This window comes from Virgibacillus ainsalahensis, from assembly GCF_055380755.1.
This window is the reverse complement of sequence record NZ_AP043943.1, coordinates 1079572-1098821: the sequence shown is the minus strand read 5'-3', so window position 1 is coordinate 1098821 and position 19250 is coordinate 1079572. Positions and strand designations below refer to the sequence as shown.

Sequence of the window (19250 nt, the reverse complement as noted above, 5' to 3'; positions counted from 1 at the left end):
GAATTGACTGATGGAATATTAGATAATGGAATCAGAAGGAGGGGATGAACATGGAAAATAACCATGTTGAAGTTTGTGATTGCTATATTGGTGTAGATCGGATGATTAACGAAGGACTTGGTGCCGGCTTTATCTATTACGATAATGACAAGAAAAAGCTTGAACCTAAACAGGCAGCATACAAGAAATCGACCGGAAAACGAGAGAATGAGGAATGAATATCATTCATTTTTCTAACCTGGCCGTAGCTGATTTTCAATTCACTCTTTTTGTTCAGGAACATCGTTTTATTTTCTTCCTGGCAATCGTTACTTTCGCTTTATCTATCATTTTACGAACAAAAAAATTATTTTTTGGCCAACTCTTATTATTTCTAATTATTTTCACGATCAATGAATCTGCCATTCCTATATTATATTATCTGCTAATTGCCGTCCAAAGTATTTTGGCAGCTGCTGTGATCTATAAGTTTAAAAAAGCAGTGGACAGAAATTACACACTGGTGATTGAGAAAACACATGAAATTCCACCAGATCTTACAAAAGGCGGACATGATGGCACACAATCCACTTTTTTCTAATAACAGTTATCGGTAAAAATTATTTAAAACATAGCAAAGGACTGATCTGTCATGCCTTGGGAGATCCGCCAAATCCTTTTGGTTGTACACATTTTCTTAGCTGTCCTGTGGGTCGGTGGTGTCCTATTTGTTGGCTGGGGGGTGTTTCCTGCTGTAAGAATTCTGGCATACGAAATACAGAGAAAGTTTTTCCTTACACTGATGCACTGGACACATTGGTTTTTCACAGCTCTTGGAAGCGGTGTAATCCTTACCGGTATATTACTCGGTACGGTAGCAGGCCCGATTAGTAATTGGGATGATGTCCTGAATACGACCTATGGAAACACCTGGTTCACCGCTTTGATTGTCGGTATTATCACCCTTTTATGGGGTGTTGTGGTTGGCTATAGGCATTCCATCAAAATCTTTTCTGATATATGGCTTTGGAAAAATGCAGAATCCGGAAACAAAAAGCCATTAACAATGGCACTTATGCAAATAGCCGCCGTCGAATCTGTTGAAGTAATTGGTTTTATTACACTTATTTACTTGATGGTTTCCCTTTAATACAGAAGAAAAATCGGCCTATCTTCAAGATTTTTGGTGATAAGCCTTAGGCTAAACTTATGATGAAAGGTGGTTTATCCGGTGGGAACTAAAAACGAGAACCTTCTCATAGACTTTAATCCAGATCATTATTATTACCGGAATACGTGGTTTGAGCTTATGCGGCCAATGACTCTAAGTGGTACAATAACACCAGTACTTGTCGGAACAGGTTTTGCAGGAGTTACTGGTCCGATACGTTTAGATATATTCATCGCTTTATTGATATCTGCACTGTTTATACAGACTGCAACAAATGTATTAAATGATTATTATGATTTCAAATATGGACAGGATAAGGAAAAATGGATTCTAACCAATGATTCAAATTCAAATCATGGACCCGCCCATCACCTCCTGCCCTTTGTTGCCGGGTTAATGTTTATCATATCCATCCTGATTGGCCTATGGCTAGCATTTTCTACTACCATGTGGGTGATGCTTGCAGGAACGTTGGGAATTGCTGCAGGCTTTAAATATTCTGCAGGTTCTCACTCCTTTTCTTCAATCGGTATGGGAGAAGTGGTAGCTGCTATCTTTTTAGGCCCTGTTATCACAATTCTAGCCTATATTGTTCAGGGGAATTCACTGGACTTCCAAATTCTTGCCATTTCCGTACCATTTGCATTGCTAATTGCATCGATGATTCTTACAAACAACATTAGAGATCTTAAAAAAGACATCGGTTTTCGCAGGACGCTAGCAAATTCTCTTGGGCGTAAGAAGTCCGTCCGTCTGCTTACGACTTTACTCATACTGCCATATATAACTGTTATACTGCTAACTATATTTCAATTCACTCCGGCATCAGTGCTTGTCGTTGTTTTAGCTTCCCCATTTGCAGTCCGGTTGTTCTGGTCATTTCGAAAAAACGCAACACACTCTGATGAAGTAAGTGGGATGAAGTGGGCAGCGAGACATCACTGGGTTTTTGGTTTGCTGTTTACAATTGGGCTGTGGGTCTTCGGATAATTAGAAAGTATGGTTTTACGCAATGTTTTATAGCAAAAAGCCAAGCATGAACTTATGCAGTAACAACGTATGTATTTCTTAACGCAGGAAAAGACAAGGTTTGAGTTAATCCTTGTCTTTTGTTTATTCTCCACGATTCCTGGCCATTAAACTCGGCATTTCCGAAGAATCCTCTTCAATCCCTTAATGTCATCCATGCCCTTTCTTTATGCCATTCAATATTCACAGGTGTTTCAAAGAACCCAGATAGGCATTCTCCCGTCAGCATCCTAGTCCGCTCCCCCATATTATATACAGTTCCTTGTCGAAGCAACAACGTGTGTGAAAAAACAGGTAGTATTTCCTCGATATGATGGGTAACAAAGATAATTGTGGGCGCGTCCTTTTGAGTAGCTAACTGGTCGATTGCGACCAGTAACTCTTCACGCGAAATGAAATCCAGACCGCTTGTTGGTTCGTCCAGGATAAGCAATTCAGGCTCCCCCATTAATCCTCTTGCAATCAAGATTTTCTGTTTTTCACCTTGTGAACATGTCTGATATGTACGCGGTGCGAGATAGCTGCAGCCTAATTGTTCCATAAGTTGATACGCTTTTTGATAATCAGCCGCTGTCTTCGTTTCATATAATCCGATGGAAGCATATTTTCCACTTATAACCACATCAACGGTATTTTCTGTTCCTTTTATTCTTTCCTGCAGTGATGAGCTGACCCAGCCAATTGATTTACGCAATTCCCTGATATCCGTTTTACCAAATGGCTTCCCGAGTACACTGACCTTCCCGTTTGTTGGCCATATGTAGCCGTTTACCATATTAAGTAGTGTTGTTTTCCCTGATCCGTTCAGGCCTAGTACTGCCCAATGCTCCCCTTTTTCTACTTTCCAGCTCATATCTGATAAAATCGTTTCCTTCTGTCTTTTCCATGAAATTTCCTGCATTTCAATAACGCTAGACATCCCTATCGCCTCTTTCTGTATACTCTCATTAAACTCTATGATTCTTACTCTACAATACGACCTATGAATGAATCGATGATAACTCATCAACGCAATCTTTCCTACATCCACCAGCAAAATTTTTTCACTGGGGGTTTTAGATCATTATATTTCTGAAAAGTTAACGTCTACCATTACAATTTAACAAGGCTATTGAAGAGGTAGAAAACGTTTTCTTTATTAACTGCTAAAAAAGCAGAAGACACACTTTCATGTATCCTCTGCTAACCATCTAAGCGCGCCCAGAGGGATTCGAACCCCCGACACTTGGTACCGGAAACCAAAGCTCTATCCAACTGAGCTATGGGCGCATATTGAAATTCAATTTTGACACAAATAACATTATAACTCTATTTAAGAAGATATACAAGCCCTTTTCGAAATTCCTGTATGTTTATTTTACATTTGGGTGGGTATCATGGTTAGAAGGTAAGGCCAATAAAATTATCGGATGTTTTTGTTTGACCTTCATTGACCATTAAGTTATGATAAAAAAAGAACGTAATCGAACAAGGGAGGATTTTTTACATGAATTTAATACCTACAGTTATTGAACAAACAAATCGGGGAGAGCGCGCCTATGATATCTACTCTCGCCTGCTGAAAGACCGCATCATTATGCTTGGAAGTGGAATTGATGATAATGTTGCAAATTCCATTGTTGCTCAATTACTATTCCTTGAAGCAGACGATCCGGAAAAAGATATCTCATTATATATTAACTCACCAGGTGGATCTATCACAGCTGGTATGGCGATTTTTGATACCATGCAATTCATTAAATCTGATGTATCAACAATCTGCACCGGAATGGCAGCTTCAATGGGGGCATTCCTCCTGGCGGCAGGTGAAAAAGGAAAACGTTATGCTCTGCCAAATAGTGAAGTAATGATTCACCAGCCACTCGGCGGTACACAAGGACAAGCAACAGATATTGAGATTCATGCGAAACGTATTGTTGAAATGAAACGTAAAATGAATGAAATTCTCTCCCAGCGTACTGGTCAGCCAATTGAAGTGGTAGAACGTGATACTGAGCGTGATAACTTCATGACTGCTGAAAAATCAGTGGATTATGGCTTGATTGACAAAATTTTAGAACGTAACGAAAATAAAGACAAGTAATTTTTTAAAACGAAGACTTTTGCCAAGATTTATGGCAAAAGTCTTCGTTGCTTTTTTGTAATCAGATCGTTTAATACTTACTTCTTGAAGCGTCCATTCACCGTGAAAGGGTTTTGTTCATTTTGTCACAAATGATATTAAATGATTAATTGCAGCTTCTTCATCTGCCCCATCAGCGATGATGTTAATTTCCTCTCCACTCGTAACTGCCAGACTCATTAATCCCATAATGCTTTTTGCATTTACTCTTCTTCCACTCTTTTCAAGAAACAAATGTGCTGAATAACGATTTGCCTCCTGAACGAATTGTGCTGCTGGTCTAGCTTGTAAGCCTGTCTCTAATTCAACCTTGACGGATTTCTCAACCAAATTACTCACCCTCCATTTTCGTAAGCGCTATCACGAAATTTCAAACGTATCGACAGTTCTTAGAAAAAATAGTGTTACTGTCGATATATATTAAGCGTTAACTGAAATATAATTGTTAATTATCTTTATCTTATCATGTAATATCAATTAAATAAATTACTTTTATGTCAATGTTTCCCCATGCTTGATTTTCTCTGCAAATTCATCGATTTTTTTCAAACGGTGGTTGACACCAGATTTGGATATCTTACCACTGGATACCAATTCCCCTAATTCCTTTAATGAAACTTCCTGATGCTGCACTCTTAACTTTGCAATTTCCTGAAGTTTCTCGGGCAATTGATCGATTCCTACGGTGTTCTCAATAAGTTTAATATTCTCAATCTGCCGAAACGCTGCGCCAATTGTTTTGTTTAAATTAGCAGTTTCACAATTTACCAGACGATTTACAGAGTTTCGCATATCCCGGACGATTCTTACATCTTCAAACTTAAACAGGGCGTTATGTGCACCGATGATACTGAGAAATTCGGTGATTTTTTCTGCCTCTTTCAAATATACGATATAACCGGTTTTTCGCTCCAGTTTACGAGCATTTAAATCAAAAGTGTTTACTAACTCACATAACGAATCATTATGTTCCTGATGAAAATTAAACATTTCTAAATGGTAAGAAGACGTTTCCGGATTATTAATGGATCCTCCTGCAAGGAAGGCCCCCCTCATATATGCTTTTTTGCAACAGGTTTTCTCTAGAACCTTTTGAGGAATGTTTTGTACAAGTATATACGGTTCCTGGAATATCCCCAGCTCTGTTAACATCTCTCTGACGTCTTCCTTCAACCGTACAATATATACATTATTTTTCTTTAGTTTCATTTTTTTACGGACTAACAACTCGACAGGAATGGTGTATTGTGACTTGATCAATGTATAGATCCGCCTTGCTATCGCGGCGTTTTCCGTTTGAACATCAAGTACATAATCTTGTCTTGACAGGGATACTGCCCCATTCATACGGATTAGTGCTGTAAGTTCCGATTGGGAACAGCAGGAATCCATTTCTATTCCTGTCAGTTCTTTTTTTATTTCAGAGGCAAAAGACATCTGATTTTCCCTCCCTAATCCCTTCATTTATCCTACAAATATCCCTTTAATATAAACATAAAAGAGACATTATTCCGGATCAATAATCGAAAATAATAATTTTGAAATTTTACTCGTATCATGCCTGATGGTCGATTGGGAATGATCAATAATATCACTCTCAATAATCTGCAGACCCATTTCAAGCAGACGATCAGTATCATACGTCACTGGATCTGCGTTTTCTTCCGCATACACCGCGCGCACTGTTTTTTTAATTGGTTCATTATGGACAACAATTGCATCCACAGCCTCTTTTCCAATATGGCTGGTAATGGCTTCTACATGTTCCGAGGCCGAATAGCCGGTAGTTTCTCCGGCCTGTGTCATCACATTACATACATAAACCACTTTTCCTGTGGTATTTCGTATTGCTTCATCGACCTTAGGCATAATCATTGTCGGTAAAATACTTGTATAGAGACTGCCCGGTGCAATAACTACCAAATCCGCCTTTTCGATTGCGCGGATTGCATTGGGTAACGGCTGAACAGGCTGCGGACTTAGAAACACCCGCTTAATTCGCTTTTTGGAAAGTGGAATATTGGATTCCCCGGACACAATGGTTCCGTCTGTCATTTTCGCATGCAGGGACATATTATCATTCGATATCGGATAAATTTTTCCCTTTACATTCAATACACGTGATATTTCTTTGATACCATTATTAAAATTGCCAGTGATTGATGTCATTGCTGCCAATAATAAATTTCCCATGGAATGACCGGATAAGCCGTTGCCTACTGCAAATCGATGCTGAAAAAGCTCAACAAGCATTGGTTCTGCATCTGATAATGCTGCAATGACATTACGGATATCTCCCGGCGCAGGAATTTCCATTTCATTGCGGAGTCGCCCGGTACTTCCACCGTCATCAGCTACGGTAACAATTGCCGTCAAGTCTATGGGAAAGTTTTTTAACCCACGTAATAAAACCGGCATGCCAGTTCCACCGCCAATAACAACAACTTGCGGCTGCTTAGCTTGAGTCATATTAATGTCCCTTTCTCTTATCAATATCTCGATGAGTAGTATGTGTTATATAATCAGGAGACAGCTCTTTAGCAAAGTATTCCGCAAGTGCAACAGAACGATGCTGGCCTCCCGTACATCCGATGGCAACAACAAGCTGTGATTTTCCCTCTTTTTTATATTGAGGCAGCATAAATTGCAGTAAGTCAAGAACTTTTGCATTAAATTCTTTCGTATCCGACCATTTGAATACATAAGAAGCTACATCTTTATTTATACCGGTTAGTGGCTGTAGTTGGCTTACATAGTGGGGGTTCGGTAAAAATCTTACATCGAATACTAAATCTGAATCAATTGGCAGACCATATTTAAACCCAAATGACACCATATGTACCGAGAATATTTCCTGTTTCTCCTCGGAATATACTTTTAGGATTTTGTCCCGCAATTCTTTTGGCTTCAGATTTGTTGTATCAATAATGCGATGTGCTTTGCCTCTTAATTCATCAAGAATTTCCCGTTCTTTTTGGATTCCATTAAGGGGCAGGTCGTCGCCCGCAAGCGGATGGGAACGTCTCGTTTCCTTATATCTGTTGACAAGCTGCTCATCCTTGGCATCCAGAAATAGAATATGTTCTTCCAGCCAGTCTTCCTTTCCTAATATATCCAGAGCGTCAAACAAAGAATCAAAAAACTCACGACCGCGCAAATCCATGACAAGCGCTACTTTTTGAATATTGTTTGTAGAATCTTTCATCAGCTCAAGGAATTTTGGCAGTAAAGTGGGTGGTAAATTATCAACACAATAATAACCCAAATCCTCAAAACTATGAACAGCACCGGTCTTTCCAGCACCAGACATGCCTGTAATGATTACTAATTTTGTTTCTCTTTCACCGTTTCTCATTAAAATTATCCCCCTTTAAACTAAAGACATGGAAGAATCCGCTTCTTATCTATTCTTATGCAGTATGTCCACTGCTTCATCACTATTTAAAATTTGGCTTTTCGCCAAGTCTTCATTGTACTTTTGCAGTAAGAAATTCTTTCACCATTCTCACCGCCTAAAAGCACTACCTTCTATTATACAATGAAAAAATTCAAAGCAACAAGGATAAGATTTGAAAACAGGGCAATCGACATAATTGGACATGCACACGATTTCTTCAAAAAAAGAGCACAAGTGCGATTGCACCTGTGCAAAAAACTAATTTATCTATTAAAAGGGGGTCAATTAGTTACTTATATTGTACCCAAAAATTATTGCATACGTATTACAACAGCATTAAAATGCAATTACTTCTCATGAATTTTTATTAATAATTTATGAATTTGCTGCCTTTAATTCTTCCATTAAGTCTTCAACATATTTGATAGCTGCTTCTGCAGCGATACTTCCATCACCTGTAGCAGTCACAATTTGTCGAAGACTCTTTTCCCGAATATCTCCAGCAGCAAATACACCAGGCATATTTGACTCCATGTTTTCATTTGTCGGAATATAGCCTTCATCGTTTGTAATTCCAAGTGATTTGAATGGTTCACTTAATGGTACCATACCGATGTAGACAAACACACCATCGGCATCAAATTCGGACGTTTCACCTGTTTTTACATTTTCCAGGGAAACACTGCTAACTTTTCCATTAGGTCCATTAATCGTGTTTACAACTGTATCCCAGATGAAATCAATTTTTTCATTATCAAATGCACGATCCTGGATAATTTTTTGGGCGCGTAATTCGTCCCGGCGATGTACAATCGTTACTTTACTTGCAAAGCGGGTTAGATAGATACCCTCTTCAACTGCAGAATCTCCTCCGCCGATCACAACAAGGTTTCTTTCCTTGAAAAACGCTCCATCACAAACTGCACAGTACGATACTCCACGGCCGCTCAATTCTTCTTCCCCAGGAATACCCAGTTTCTTAAATTGGGCTCCAGTCGTAATGATGAGCGATCTTGTTTTATATTCTTTTTTCCCGGCAATAACCGTTTTGTATTCATCATAATCAATGACTTCTTTTATATCCCCATAAGCATATTCAGCACCAAATTTCTTTGCATGCTCAAACATTTTATTCGACAAGTCCGGTCCCAGGATATTATCAAACCCCGGATAGTTTTCAACATCCTCGGTGTTTGCCATTTGCCCCCCAGGGATACCGCGTTCAATCATCAGTGTTTTCAAATTGGCACGGGATGCATAGACAGCTGCAGTCATTCCAGCTGGTCCTGCACCTGCAATTATTACATCATACATTTGTTCATCGGACATGAATATCGCCCCTTTTCGTTCCATATTCTTCTTAAACCATATATAGCTTATTAAAGAAGACCTGATTCGTCCATTTATCTGCTCACTATTTTTATTGCCAGGGTCCTTCTTCTTTTGATAGCTCAGGATGTTTCCTGCATCCTTCCTCCCATAAGGTCAATGCTTTCGCAGGCTCACCTATACGAAAGGCGGTTATACTGTACCACCTGAAGTAAGAAAGATGGCTGCTTACTTCATTTTTAGGAAGGGACCGAAATCGGCAATAGGCCTCGTGAAAATACCCTGTGCCAGCTAACGTCACAGCGATTCGTAATTTTTGTTGTTTATGAATCGGATATACATTTAGTAATGCCTGAATATGGGTTTCGTATGCTATTTTTTGATCCAATTTATAATAAAATAATGCCAAATTCGTATGGCTGTATAAGTCATTTGGATCTTCTTTTAACATTTCCAATTCCATTTCGACGGCTTTTTGTTCTTGGCCTGTAAAGAATAATGCATGTGCATAGTCGTGTTTGGCCATTTGGTGCTGAGGAAAAACCATCATCAATTCTTCGATAAGCGGAATTGCTTTTTCCCACTCCTGGTGATCCATATGATAAAAAACAGTTTCCTGATAGATAAGCAAGTCATCTTCTTCTGAAAGATCCCAATTATCTTCATCCGCATCATCTTCATCGATATCAATTAATTGGAGTAAATGTTCTGCTTCTTCTTTAAAATCACCATCTGGTTCTAAACCAAGGTAGATGTTGGCATATTTATTGGCATCATTCAATAATCCAAGGTGAGCATAATTATTCGCTAATAAATAATAACAATCTACATATTCTGCTTCATGCAATATTTTTGTCAAAAGCTGATTTGCTTTGTGATATTCACCAATTTCTGTATAGATAACGGATAATTGACAAGCATACAATGGCTCCAAGGGCTTTTCTTCCATTGCCTTATTTAACCATTTCATCGCAATATCAAATTTCCTTTTTTGAAAAGCTTCAACGCCTTTTGTGAAATAAAAGTCACCTTCTGGAATAAAAGGGATAATATTATCTTGTTTTCCATCGGTTTTTTTCTCAACTTGCTGCTGCATATAGTATCCCCCTTTTTTTACACAACATCCCAAAGTATATCATATTTGTCAGGGGAATTATACAGCTTTATTTCACCGGGTTCGCTGCCTCATATATCAACTGTTCCAGTTCTTTCACGTAACTTTCTTTCTGTTCTCTATTCCAGTTTAAGACATCGGCCATATAATTGATTACATTATCTTTATGCGATTTGGCCCAATTGATTTCAAAGAACAAAGCTCCAGTTCTTCGCACAAAGAAATCAACAGGTTTATATGCAGATTCGTATTCCAGGGCATAGTTCAGCTCTGCAAAAACAATCGGATCAATGTTTGCCTTATCTGCCTCCGTCTGTTTTGTTTGGTACAGCTCAAAAATAACATCAACGTTCGCACCATAGGTTTGAACCAGCATGATCGCCGTTTTTTCATCTATTCCAAGCGCTGTTCCTTCTGTTATTTTACGTTCTTTGAATGCGGCGAACCCTTTTGAACCGCCAACTTCTCCTCCCGAAATCGGCAAGTTTTTTGTTTCTGATTCTGAATAAAGGATTCCTTCTTCTTTTAATTGTTCCACTATTCTATTTACAGCATCTTCCGCCATTTTACGGTAACCTGTCAGCTTTCCGCCTGCCATTGAAATCAAACCGGAATCAGAAATGAAGATTTCATCCTTTCTGGAGATTTCACCAGGATTATCTGCCTCTTCTTCTGCAATCAATGGACGTAATCCAGCCCAGCTTGACTCCACATGCTGTTCTTTGATAGCTAATGTTGGAAACATATAATTAATGGCCTCAATTAAATAATCTCTATCTTTTTCTGTCATTTTAGGATGGGCAATATCACCTTCATACGTTGTATCCGTTGTTCCTACATAAGCTTTATTTCCGCGCGGTATAGCAAAAATCATTCTCCCATCCGGGGCATCGAAATAAATCGCCTGCTGCAATGGAAAAATTTCTTTTGGAAATACGAGATGGACACCTTTTGTTAATATAAGATGCTTTCCTTGTTTTGATCCATCAATTTCTCTCAATTCGTCAACCCAAGGGCCCCCGGCATTAATAACTTTTTTCGCATATACTTGGTGTTTCGTACCACTTATTTCATCTCTAACAACCACACCGGAAATCTTATTTGATTCATCATAGATAAAATCAGTAACTTTTGCATAGTTTAGAGCGTATCCACCTTTTTGTACTGCTTTCTTTAAGACTTCAATCGTTAAGCGGGCATCATCCGTTTTGTATTCCACATAGAAGCCTGCGCCTCTCAGACCGGACTCTTTAATTAGCGGCTCTCTGCTCAATGCTTCCTCCGGTTTAAACATCTTACGGCGTTCCCCTTTTTTAACACCAGCCAGTAAATCATACATACGCAGGCCCAAATTCGTTGTAAATGGTCCAAATGTTCCGCCTTTATGAAATGGCAGCATCATCCATTCAGGTGTAGTTACATGTGGGCCGTTTTCATACACAATAGCACGCTCTCTGCCTACTTCAGCCACAATTTTCATTTCCAGCTGCTTCAAGTAGCGCAGCCCTCCGTGTACCAGCTTTGTTGAGCGGCTCGATGTGCCTGCAGCAAAATCCTGCATTTCAAACACTGCCGTTTTCATACCACGTGTAGCGGCATCTAAGGAAATTCCCGCACCGGTAATACCGCCACCAATGACCAATACATCCAGTTTTTCACTTTCCAATTGATTGAATACTTCTTTTCGTTTATAGCTTGAAAATACAGACATCCGTATACACTCCTAAATTATTTTTTCTATACATATATTTACCCGAATTCGTATAAACTAATATGTTTTTAATCATTTCTACGGAAACAAAAAAACCGCAAAACAGACTAATGCCTATTGCATTAGCTATTTGCGGTTTCTCCGATTCTCCGTCCTTAATATTAACTTGTATTCATTGTAGCATAGTTATCCTATGAAGTACAGGAGATTTGCTGTTAGTCTAAGTTTTCCACAGCTCTGTTTGAGATGTAGACACAGCCAAAGCTCCTGCATGCAATGCTGCTGTTACGTCTTCTTCCTTTCTAATAAGTCCACCAGCTATTACAGGAATATTCGTTTTCTTATAGATGTATTCGATAATGCTCGGCATTAGACCAGGAAGCACCTCGATACAATCTGGCTGCACCCGCTCGATTAATTTTAAATTGTGATCAAGTGCGGTGCTATCCAGTAAAAACATTCGTTGTATGGCTAATAATTGATGCTTTTTTGCCAACCCGATCACATTTCCGCGCGTTGACAGTATGCCGTCCGGTTTTACTTCCCGGATTAAAAATTCCATTCCATATTCATCCGCCTTCAGGCCCTGAATCAGATCAACATGGATAAACACTTTTTTATTGGCACGCTTCGCATAATCAACCATACTTTTTAATTGGGACAAACGTGATTCCAATAAAACGATGGATTCATGTGACGTTTTCAATGCTTTATCAAAATCTTTCATTTTTCGGATTGCTGGTAAAATACCTTCCTGTATCTGTATGTCAATCACCTACTCCAGTGGGAAATTTCCTTCCCGTTTCTCCATTTCTTCTTTTGTGTAAATTACCTTCATCGGGTTCCCCCCCACAAATGTGCCTGCCGGAACGTCTTTATGTACCAGTGTACCCGCGGAAACAATTGCTTTCTCACCAATCGTGACTCCCGGGAGTACCGTGGAGTTTGCACCGATTAAAACTTCATCACCAATGACAACATTCCCGATCCGATATTCATTTATCAGATACTCATGTGCCAAAATTGTTGTATTATAGCCAATCACGCTATTTGTTCCGACGATTATTTTTTCTGGAAACATCACATCCGGCATCACCATTAGGGCAAAAGCGGTTTGCTTCCCGACCTTCATCCTGAGAAATGTACGAAATAACCAATTTTTCATCCCCAGAAATGGTGTATATCTCGCTGCCTGAATGACGACGAAATTTTTAACAACCTTCCAAAAGGATACAGTTTTATAGATTTGCCATAGTGAATTTGCATCATTGACTTGAAATCTCTCGGTTCTCCGCATTATTTACACCTCGGTTATTTTCAACAGCTCCGTTATTTCATCAAGCATATAGGTTGGACTGTATTCGAGAAGCCGCTCCTTCCCTTTATGTGACCATGCGACACCTGCAGTTTTTACACCGGCGTTCTTTCCGGATTCAATATCATGATAATTATCTCCGACCATCAGGGTGGAGGCAGTATCACCATTTAGTGCCTTCATTCCCTTTAAGACCGGTTCCGGATGTGGTTTTGGATTTATCACATCGTCATAGGTGATGATGGAATCAAAGAAGCCATCTAATCCGGTTAATGCAATCCCCATGTGCACAGCTTTCGTCATTTTCGCTGAAACAATTCCAAGCTTCAACCCATTGTTTTTCAACTGTTCCATTGTTTCAACAACATTTGGAAAGACTTTTACATAGTTATCATGATCGGTATGATTATGCTCAAGATATGTTGCAAGCATACTATCCGCTTGTTTCGGATCTATTTTCCGGAATGTATCAATCAATGGTGGGCCGTTAAATTCCATGATTTCTTCCGTCGTATAGGTCATATTATATTGTTTAAATGTGTGGTTAAAGGATGCCATAATTAATTCATTGGTATCAATTAAGGTTCCATCAAGATCAAAGAGAATTGTACGAATGCTCATTTACGACTTCCTCTCTCTTTTTATTTTCCGACCTGTTCCAGATGAATCCGACTACCATCGTTAAAAGAATTGCTGTAGTCAAACGAATAACCAATAATGGCCATACAGGAATCCCCAGCGGTATGAACACAAGTGTATCTTCTACCACTGCATGACAGGATACAAGGAAAATGAGAGCTAAATACATATCCTTTTTGGACACACCATCTTCTTTGACGGCCTGGATCATTAATCCTGCACCGTATGCAAGACCGATTGTTAAACCAGCTACCATTGTCATTGATGTGTTCTTTTCCATACCAAGCACCCTCATGCATGGAGCAAGTTTGCTGGAAAAAGAATTCAGCCAGCCTTTTTCCCGCAAAAATTGCATGATAATCATTAATGGAATAACGATGAACCCAAGCTGGATAACAGCTATCAATGCTGTTTGAACGCCTTGGAAAATAATTTCTCCCCATCCGGCAGGGACTGCATCCTGGGAAGAAATAAACCCGTATTGCGCCTGTTCAGCGCCTCCGTTCCATGCAAGATTAATGACAAATGCCGATAACATCGCCAACCCTACACGAATTCCTACAATTAGCCACCATTTTACACCAACCTTTGATGCCACAGCAGATTCAATAAATAAATTATGGGAAAAGGATAGCATGACGGCCATAATAAACACTTCTTTGACTGTAAATTCAAAGGAGACAATCGCTGCGATACCTGCGTATAAATTCAGTGTATTCCCTAATACCAAAGGAACAGCAGCTTCTCCGGAAAGACCAATCATTCCCATCACAGGTGTTAATTTTTCAATAATCCAAGGAAGGACTGGAGTGAATTGTAATATCGTTACAAGAAGGGTGATTGGAAAAATTATTTTCCCTAACGACCATGTTGTATTTAATCCCTGCTGTAATCCTCGACCTAAAATTCCAGTCATACCCCATCCCTCATTTCTTACACACTTATTTTTTCCTTTTCTTCTTAGACTTTTTCTTTTTATTAGTTGATTTCCTTTTTTTAGAAGGTAGCACATCTTTATACCGTTTACTGACGCCTGTCATTCTCCTGTAGATTATCAATATAATCGCGCCAGTGATGATCAGGACGGAAATCAACTGTGCAGTACGGAGCTCTCCAATCACGTATAGACTGTCTGTACGCATACCCTCAATAAAGAAACGCCCAATTGAATACGTAATCGCATAGGTCAGGAATATTTCTCCTCTCAGCGGATTATATCTCCGTAAGAGAAGAAGAAGAGCAAACACGAGAATGTTCCAGACAGACTCATATAAGAATGTTGGATGATACATCACGCCACCAATCGTCATCTGGTTCATGATAAAATCCGGTAAGTATTGATGGAAACTATTATATGTAGACTCAGCTATTGGGCCGCCATGTGCCTCCTGATTCATGAAGTTTCCCCAACGCCCGATTGCCTGCCCAAGTATCAGACTTGGTGCTAAAATATCAGCAAGTTGCCAAAAGGAAACATTTCTTACACGCGCAAATACAATTGCCGTCAACACACCACCAATGATTGCACCATGGATAGCAATGCCGCCTTCCCAAATGGCAAAGACGCCCCACCACGGACCGTCCGCATAGCGTTCCCACTCAAAAGCTACATAATAAATGCGTGCAAAAAGGATGGCAATTGGGATAGCAAAGAAGATAAAATCAATGATTACATCTTTTTGCAGTCCTAGCCGATCTGCTTCTCTCGTTGCTAAAAATATACCTAAAAAAGCACCCACTGCAATGATAACACCATACCAGTAGATTGATATCGGACCAAACTCCAGAAAAACAGGATCCAATGGCTGTATATTACCTAACAATACTACCACTCCTATTCATCTTCATTTTTTTCCTGGCTTATCATTGTTGTCAGACGTTCCGAAAATTCCTGTGCCGTATTTACACCCATTTTCTTCAGCCGGAAATTCATCGCAGCTACCTCAATAATAACAGCAAGGTTCCTACCAGGACGAACAGGAACGGTAACTTTTGGCAAACGAACATCCATGATTTTCAGTGTATCTTCATCCAATCCAAGCCGATCGTATTGTTTATCTTCATCCCAACTTTCCAGATTAACATTTAAAGAGATTTTTTTATAGCTCCGGACAGATCCTGCTCCAAACATTGTCATTACATTAATGATTCCCAAACCGCGGATCTCCAATAAATGTTCAATTAATGGAGGAGAATTACCGATTAAGATTTCATAATCATCCTGCCGAATTTCCACACTATCATCAGCGACAAGGCGATGGCCACGTTTAACCAATTCAAGTGCTGTCTCACTTTTACCTACTCCACTTTGTCCTGTAATCAACACACCAACACCGTTTATATCCACAAGCACACCATGAATAGCTGTAAATGGAGCAAACTTTGTTTCCAGATAATTCGTCAGTCTGCTTATGACCCGGGTTGTTTGCCTTGGAGATTTTAATATCGGAACACCGGCATTATTTGCCGCTTCCATCATCACTTCCGGTATATCCATCCCTCTTGAGACCACAATCCCCGGAGTAATATCCGTACATAAACGGTTCACACGATCCCGCTTTTGCGCATCATTAAGTTCCAGGAAATAAGCCATCTCTGTTTTACCAATTAATTGCAGTCGCTCTTTTGGATAGAATTGAAAAAAACCTGTCATTTCAATGCCTGGACGTGATATGTCACTTGTTATAATTTCTCTGTGTATCCCATCTTCTCCTGCCATGAGGGTCAGATTGAAATTATCTAATAAATCTTGTGTACGTACGATTGACATCTTGTATACCTCCTTTAAGGACAAACATAACTGAGTATTATTGTAGCATATTTGATAAAGAAAAAACGATTGTAATTTATTTTATGAATGAAAGACGCAGGGCTAAAAAACCCTGCGTTACTTCAATGAATCTTTTATTAAACTGTTCAGCAATAAATTTATGATGGAAATAACAATCGATGCAATAAGCGCTGTGCCAAATCCATCGATGACAAAGGAAGAACCCATTAAACCCTGTGTAAGCATTAATGTAATTGCATTGATTACAATCAAAAAAAAGCCGAGAGTCAATACAGTTATCGGTAATGTCAAAATGACCAATATCGGCTTTACGATTATATTAAGAAGTGACAAAATAAAACTTGCCACTAATGCAATGCCAAATCCATCAAGGTGGAATGAATCGAATAACTGTGCCACTGCAACGAGGGCAACAGCATTTAATGCGATAGAAACAAGCCAGCGGAGCAACATTAAAAGATCTCCATTTCATTCGGAATAATAAATACTGCTGCTAAATAAATAAGCGCAAAGGTAAATACACTCAGAAATAACAATACGATAAATGCTAATCGGAGTATTGTCGAATCTACATTAAAATACGCTCCAAGTCCGCCTAATACTCCTGCAAGTTTTCGGTCTGATTCTGAACGGTATAGTTTTTTCAACTCTAACTACCTCCTCGTTTGGTATTTTTCCTTTTTTAGCCGTTTAATAAACCATAATTGTACTACATTTCATATGTTTCATGATTTATTCCGGTTCGCCTTGGACAGCGGGGGCGTGCTTTACCCCTTAATCTTCAAATTTCCAAATGAAAAATTGCTCTATTGCGAATCGTTCTTTTACAGCATCATCACTTTGTCCAAGTTGCCCAAGCATGGGAGCAGCTTGGGAGTCATGTGCGTAGATTGCTTTTATTTTTGTATCAAAGTAATCCGTAATATCGTTTGTCACTTCAGGTTCACCAATGTCTTCCACATACGTATTTGTGATTGCCTGTGCCCAGACAGTCGGCCGTTTCTCACTATCCATTAAACGCACAGCTTCAATCGCGGCAGCACCAAGTGCGTTATGATCAGGATGTACAGCATGATCCGGATAATGGGTGATTACGAGGCTTGGCTCAATCTCTTCAAGGAAACCTTTCAAATGTTCTGCTACCTGCTGACGATCTTCAAATTCAATTGTTTTATCACGATATCCCAGCATTTTTAAATCCATGTCGAGGATTTCACATGCTTTTATTAATTCTGCTTTACGAATTTCAGGCAGTGTTTCCCGATTGGCAAAAGTTGGTGTACCCATATTCCTTCCCATTTCTCCTAATGTTCCACATAAATATGTTACCGGCACTCCTTGTTTACGGAAGTGTGTAATTGTACCTGCTGCTCCGAAAGATTCATCATCCGGATGGGGATAAATAACTACCACGTGTTTTTTCATTACAATCACCTGCTTTTTCGTTTTATCTAATAATTAAATGGTGTCTCACTTATTTGAAGTGAGACCATCAGACGGCCTTCACGATCATGTCCTGCAAGCAATAATTTTGATTCTTCATGCAAAACCCAGTCTGTTAGGCCTTCAGCATAAATCCAGCCCATCTCAAGCTTTAACCCGACTCGATACGTATTTTTAGTTGTAATAATCTTCGCCTGGTTAAAGGTTACTTGTGCATTTCGGATATATGCTCCAACATTATATGCTTTCTCATCAAAATGCTTTGCATAAGCCCCATTGGTTGTTTCAAGATGAACATATACATTTTTATTTATAAATTGATCTAACATTTCCTGTACTTTATTTATCTCTATTGGTTTCATTTATTCGTTTCCTCCCAATACACTTCTCTATTTTAGCTTATCGAAAGGATGGGGCTGCGTCAAAAGTTTTGTATTATACCGGACCTTCGATGATGCGTACATATAGTCGGATGTGGCACGCCATTCTACAGTTTGGATGACAGGTATTGAGCCAATCCTTGTGCGGAAAGGCCAAAACCTGTACTTATACAGTAAGAAAGTATGAAAACAACTGTTATTAGAACGGGAAAAACTCCATATAACTACTATGAACCAAGATTATACCTTTTTCCGGTCGACTCTTTTGGTAAATCTCGTTGCTCCTTAACGTCGCAGTTGATATAAAAGACGAAGTAACTTAACAGCGACTTCCTCTCATCCTTTACAAAATGGGTGCTATTCCAGCGCTGCTTAAAAAATACTCGCTTTCCACGGGGAACGCTTCAGCCTCGGGCCAACACGATGTTGGTCACATAGGCGTTGCCCCAGGACGGGGCGTTCTTAGCCTATGTTCTTTAATTCGCTCGCTGCGGGGGCTTCAGACTGTTCCTTTTCCCGTTGGACCTGAATTATCTTCATGAATCAACACCGCACGAAGAAAATTGGTTTGTATTTTCAAGGAGTCTCGCATTTTTTAAGCAGCTTAGAATAGCTTTCTGTTTAAGGGAGAATACGTTCATGAAACATAAATTCCATGAGCTTTATCCTTTCTATAATCAGGACACCACTCCCAGCGTAGGCAGAATGCGTAGACTCCTGTGGGAATAGCACGAGTCTGAAGACCCCGGAAGAAGCGTTCTTTGCTTCTGAAGAAGCTGAAGCCGTGCCCACTAAAAAGCGAAGTATTCTGCCGAAGCGATTGTGATAAC

At 39.4% G+C, this 19250-nt stretch carries 23 protein-coding genes and 1 tRNA gene; 5 read left to right on the top strand and 19 right to left on the bottom strand.

Annotation, left to right across the window (positions count from 1 at the left end):
• Window positions 1–50: 50 nt before the first annotated feature.
• From ACZ427_RS05115 to ACZ427_RS05100, 4 genes are all read left to right on the top strand, one after another.
• Entirely contained in the window at window positions 51–218 is a 168-nt protein-coding gene (locus ACZ427_RS05115; RefSeq protein WP_461178423.1) for a hypothetical protein, read from the top strand.
• Complete coding sequence (locus tag ACZ427_RS05110) at window positions 215–580, top strand: hypothetical protein (protein ID WP_461178422.1); 366 nt, start codon at window positions 215–217, stop codon at window positions 578–580. The genes ACZ427_RS05115 and ACZ427_RS05110 overlap by 4 nt, the downstream gene beginning before the upstream one ends.
• 51 nt (window positions 581–631) lie before the next feature.
• Window positions 632–1129: a hypothetical protein gene (locus ACZ427_RS05105; protein WP_461178421.1), complete on the top strand. Its 498-nt coding sequence runs from the start codon at window positions 632–634 to the stop codon at window positions 1127–1129.
• Between the two features lie 81 nt (window positions 1130–1210).
• Window positions 1211–2140 carry a prenyltransferase gene (locus ACZ427_RS05100; protein ID WP_461178420.1) on the top strand — a complete coding sequence of 310 codons (930 nt, stop codon included), beginning with the start codon at window positions 1211–1213 and terminating at the stop codon, window positions 2138–2140.
• Window positions 2141–2315: 175 nt separating this feature from the next.
• Here the strand turns inward: ACZ427_RS05100 and ACZ427_RS05095 are convergent, their stop codons facing one another.
• Window positions 2316–3098 (bottom strand): ABC transporter ATP-binding protein, encoded by a 783-nt coding sequence (locus ACZ427_RS05095; RefSeq protein WP_461178419.1) that lies wholly within the window; start codon window positions 3096–3098, stop codon window positions 2316–2318.
• Window positions 3099–3374: 276 nt separating this feature from the next.
• Window positions 3375–3448, bottom strand: a tRNA-Arg gene (locus ACZ427_RS05090).
• Between the two features lie 217 nt (window positions 3449–3665).
• Between ACZ427_RS05090 and clpP the strand changes: the two genes are divergently transcribed.
• The gene (clpP, locus tag ACZ427_RS05085; RefSeq protein ID WP_461178418.1) at window positions 3666–4262 is read left to right on the top strand and encodes an ATP-dependent Clp endopeptidase proteolytic subunit ClpP; all 597 of its coding nucleotides are present in this window, start codon (window positions 3666–3668) and stop codon (window positions 4260–4262) included.
• A 117-nt stretch (window positions 4263–4379) separates the two neighbouring features.
• Here clpP and ACZ427_RS05080 read toward each other — a convergent pair whose 3' ends face one another.
• The 17 genes from ACZ427_RS05080 to ACZ427_RS05000 all read right to left on the bottom strand — a co-directional run bounded on the left by ACZ427_RS05080 (window position 4380) and on the right by ACZ427_RS05000 (window position 18402).
• Window positions 4380–4631 carry an HPr family phosphocarrier protein gene (locus tag ACZ427_RS05080; RefSeq protein WP_461178417.1) on the bottom strand — a complete coding sequence of 84 codons (252 nt, stop codon included), beginning with the start codon at window positions 4629–4631 and terminating at the stop codon, window positions 4380–4382.
• Between the two features lie 162 nt (window positions 4632–4793).
• Complete coding sequence (whiA, locus tag ACZ427_RS05075) at window positions 4794–5738, bottom strand: DNA-binding protein WhiA (protein WP_461178416.1); 945 nt, start codon at window positions 5736–5738, stop codon at window positions 4794–4796.
• 69 nt (window positions 5739–5807) lie between these two features.
• Window positions 5808–6770, bottom strand: a complete 963-nt coding sequence (locus ACZ427_RS05070; protein WP_461178415.1) for a gluconeogenesis factor YvcK family protein — start codon at window positions 6768–6770, stop codon at window positions 5808–5810.
• 1 nt (window position 6771) lies between these two features.
• Window positions 6772–7656, bottom strand: coding sequence for an RNase adapter RapZ (rapZ, locus tag ACZ427_RS05065; protein WP_461178414.1), 885 nt, complete (start codon window positions 7654–7656; stop codon window positions 6772–6774).
• Window positions 7657–8073: 417 nt separating this feature from the next.
• The gene (gene trxB / locus ACZ427_RS05060) at window positions 8074–9027 is read right to left on the bottom strand and encodes a thioredoxin-disulfide reductase (protein WP_461178413.1); all 954 of its coding nucleotides are present in this window, start codon (window positions 9025–9027) and stop codon (window positions 8074–8076) included.
• Between the two features lie 91 nt (window positions 9028–9118).
• On the bottom strand, window positions 9119–10123 hold the full coding sequence (locus tag ACZ427_RS05055) for a tetratricopeptide repeat protein (protein WP_461178412.1): 1005 nt from the start codon (window positions 10121–10123) through the stop codon (window positions 9119–9121).
• Window positions 10124–10190: 67 nt separating this feature from the next.
• Entirely contained in the window at window positions 10191–11852 is a 1662-nt protein-coding gene (locus tag ACZ427_RS05050) for a glycerol-3-phosphate dehydrogenase/oxidase (RefSeq protein WP_461178411.1), read from the bottom strand.
• Between the two features lie 220 nt (window positions 11853–12072).
• A complete protein-coding gene (locus ACZ427_RS05045; RefSeq protein ID WP_464883575.1) occupies window positions 12073–12579 on the bottom strand; it encodes a glycerol-3-phosphate responsive antiterminator in 507 nt (168 codons plus the stop codon).
• A gap of 48 nt (window positions 12580–12627) precedes the next feature.
• A complete protein-coding gene (locus tag ACZ427_RS05040; RefSeq protein WP_461178410.1) occupies window positions 12628–13149 on the bottom strand; it encodes an acyltransferase in 522 nt (173 codons plus the stop codon).
• A 3-nt stretch (window positions 13150–13152) separates the two neighbouring features.
• Window positions 13153–13788: a pyrophosphatase PpaX gene (gene ppaX / locus ACZ427_RS05035; protein WP_461178409.1), complete on the bottom strand. Its 636-nt coding sequence runs from the start codon at window positions 13786–13788 to the stop codon at window positions 13153–13155.
• A complete protein-coding gene (locus ACZ427_RS05030) occupies window positions 13763–14722 on the bottom strand; it encodes a nucleoside recognition domain-containing protein (RefSeq protein ID WP_461178408.1) in 960 nt (319 codons plus the stop codon). The genes ppaX and ACZ427_RS05030 overlap by 26 nt, the downstream gene beginning before the upstream one ends.
• A 25-nt stretch (window positions 14723–14747) precedes the next feature.
• Entirely contained in the window at window positions 14748–15629 is an 882-nt protein-coding gene (gene lgt, locus ACZ427_RS05025) for a prolipoprotein diacylglyceryl transferase (RefSeq protein ID WP_461178407.1), read from the bottom strand.
• Window positions 15630–15640: 11 nt separating this feature from the next.
• Entirely contained in the window at window positions 15641–16576 is a 936-nt protein-coding gene (gene hprK, locus ACZ427_RS05020; RefSeq protein WP_461178406.1) for an HPr(Ser) kinase/phosphatase, read from the bottom strand.
• Between the two features lie 117 nt (window positions 16577–16693).
• The gene (locus tag ACZ427_RS05015; RefSeq protein ID WP_461178405.1) at window positions 16694–17050 is read right to left on the bottom strand and encodes a phage holin family protein; all 357 of its coding nucleotides are present in this window, start codon (window positions 17048–17050) and stop codon (window positions 16694–16696) included.
• Window positions 17050–17244: a PspC domain-containing protein gene (locus ACZ427_RS05010; protein ID WP_461178404.1), complete on the bottom strand. Its 195-nt coding sequence runs from the start codon at window positions 17242–17244 to the stop codon at window positions 17050–17052. Before ACZ427_RS05010 ends, ACZ427_RS05015 begins: the two co-directional genes overlap by 1 nt.
• Window positions 17245–17371: 127 nt before the next feature.
• Window positions 17372–18022, bottom strand: a complete 651-nt coding sequence (bshB2, locus tag ACZ427_RS05005) for a bacillithiol biosynthesis deacetylase BshB2 (RefSeq protein ID WP_461178403.1) — start codon at window positions 18020–18022, stop codon at window positions 17372–17374.
• A gap of 26 nt (window positions 18023–18048) precedes the next feature.
• The gene (locus ACZ427_RS05000) at window positions 18049–18402 is read right to left on the bottom strand and encodes a YojF family protein (RefSeq protein WP_461178402.1); all 354 of its coding nucleotides are present in this window, start codon (window positions 18400–18402) and stop codon (window positions 18049–18051) included.
• Window positions 18403–19250: the final 848 nt, after the last annotated feature.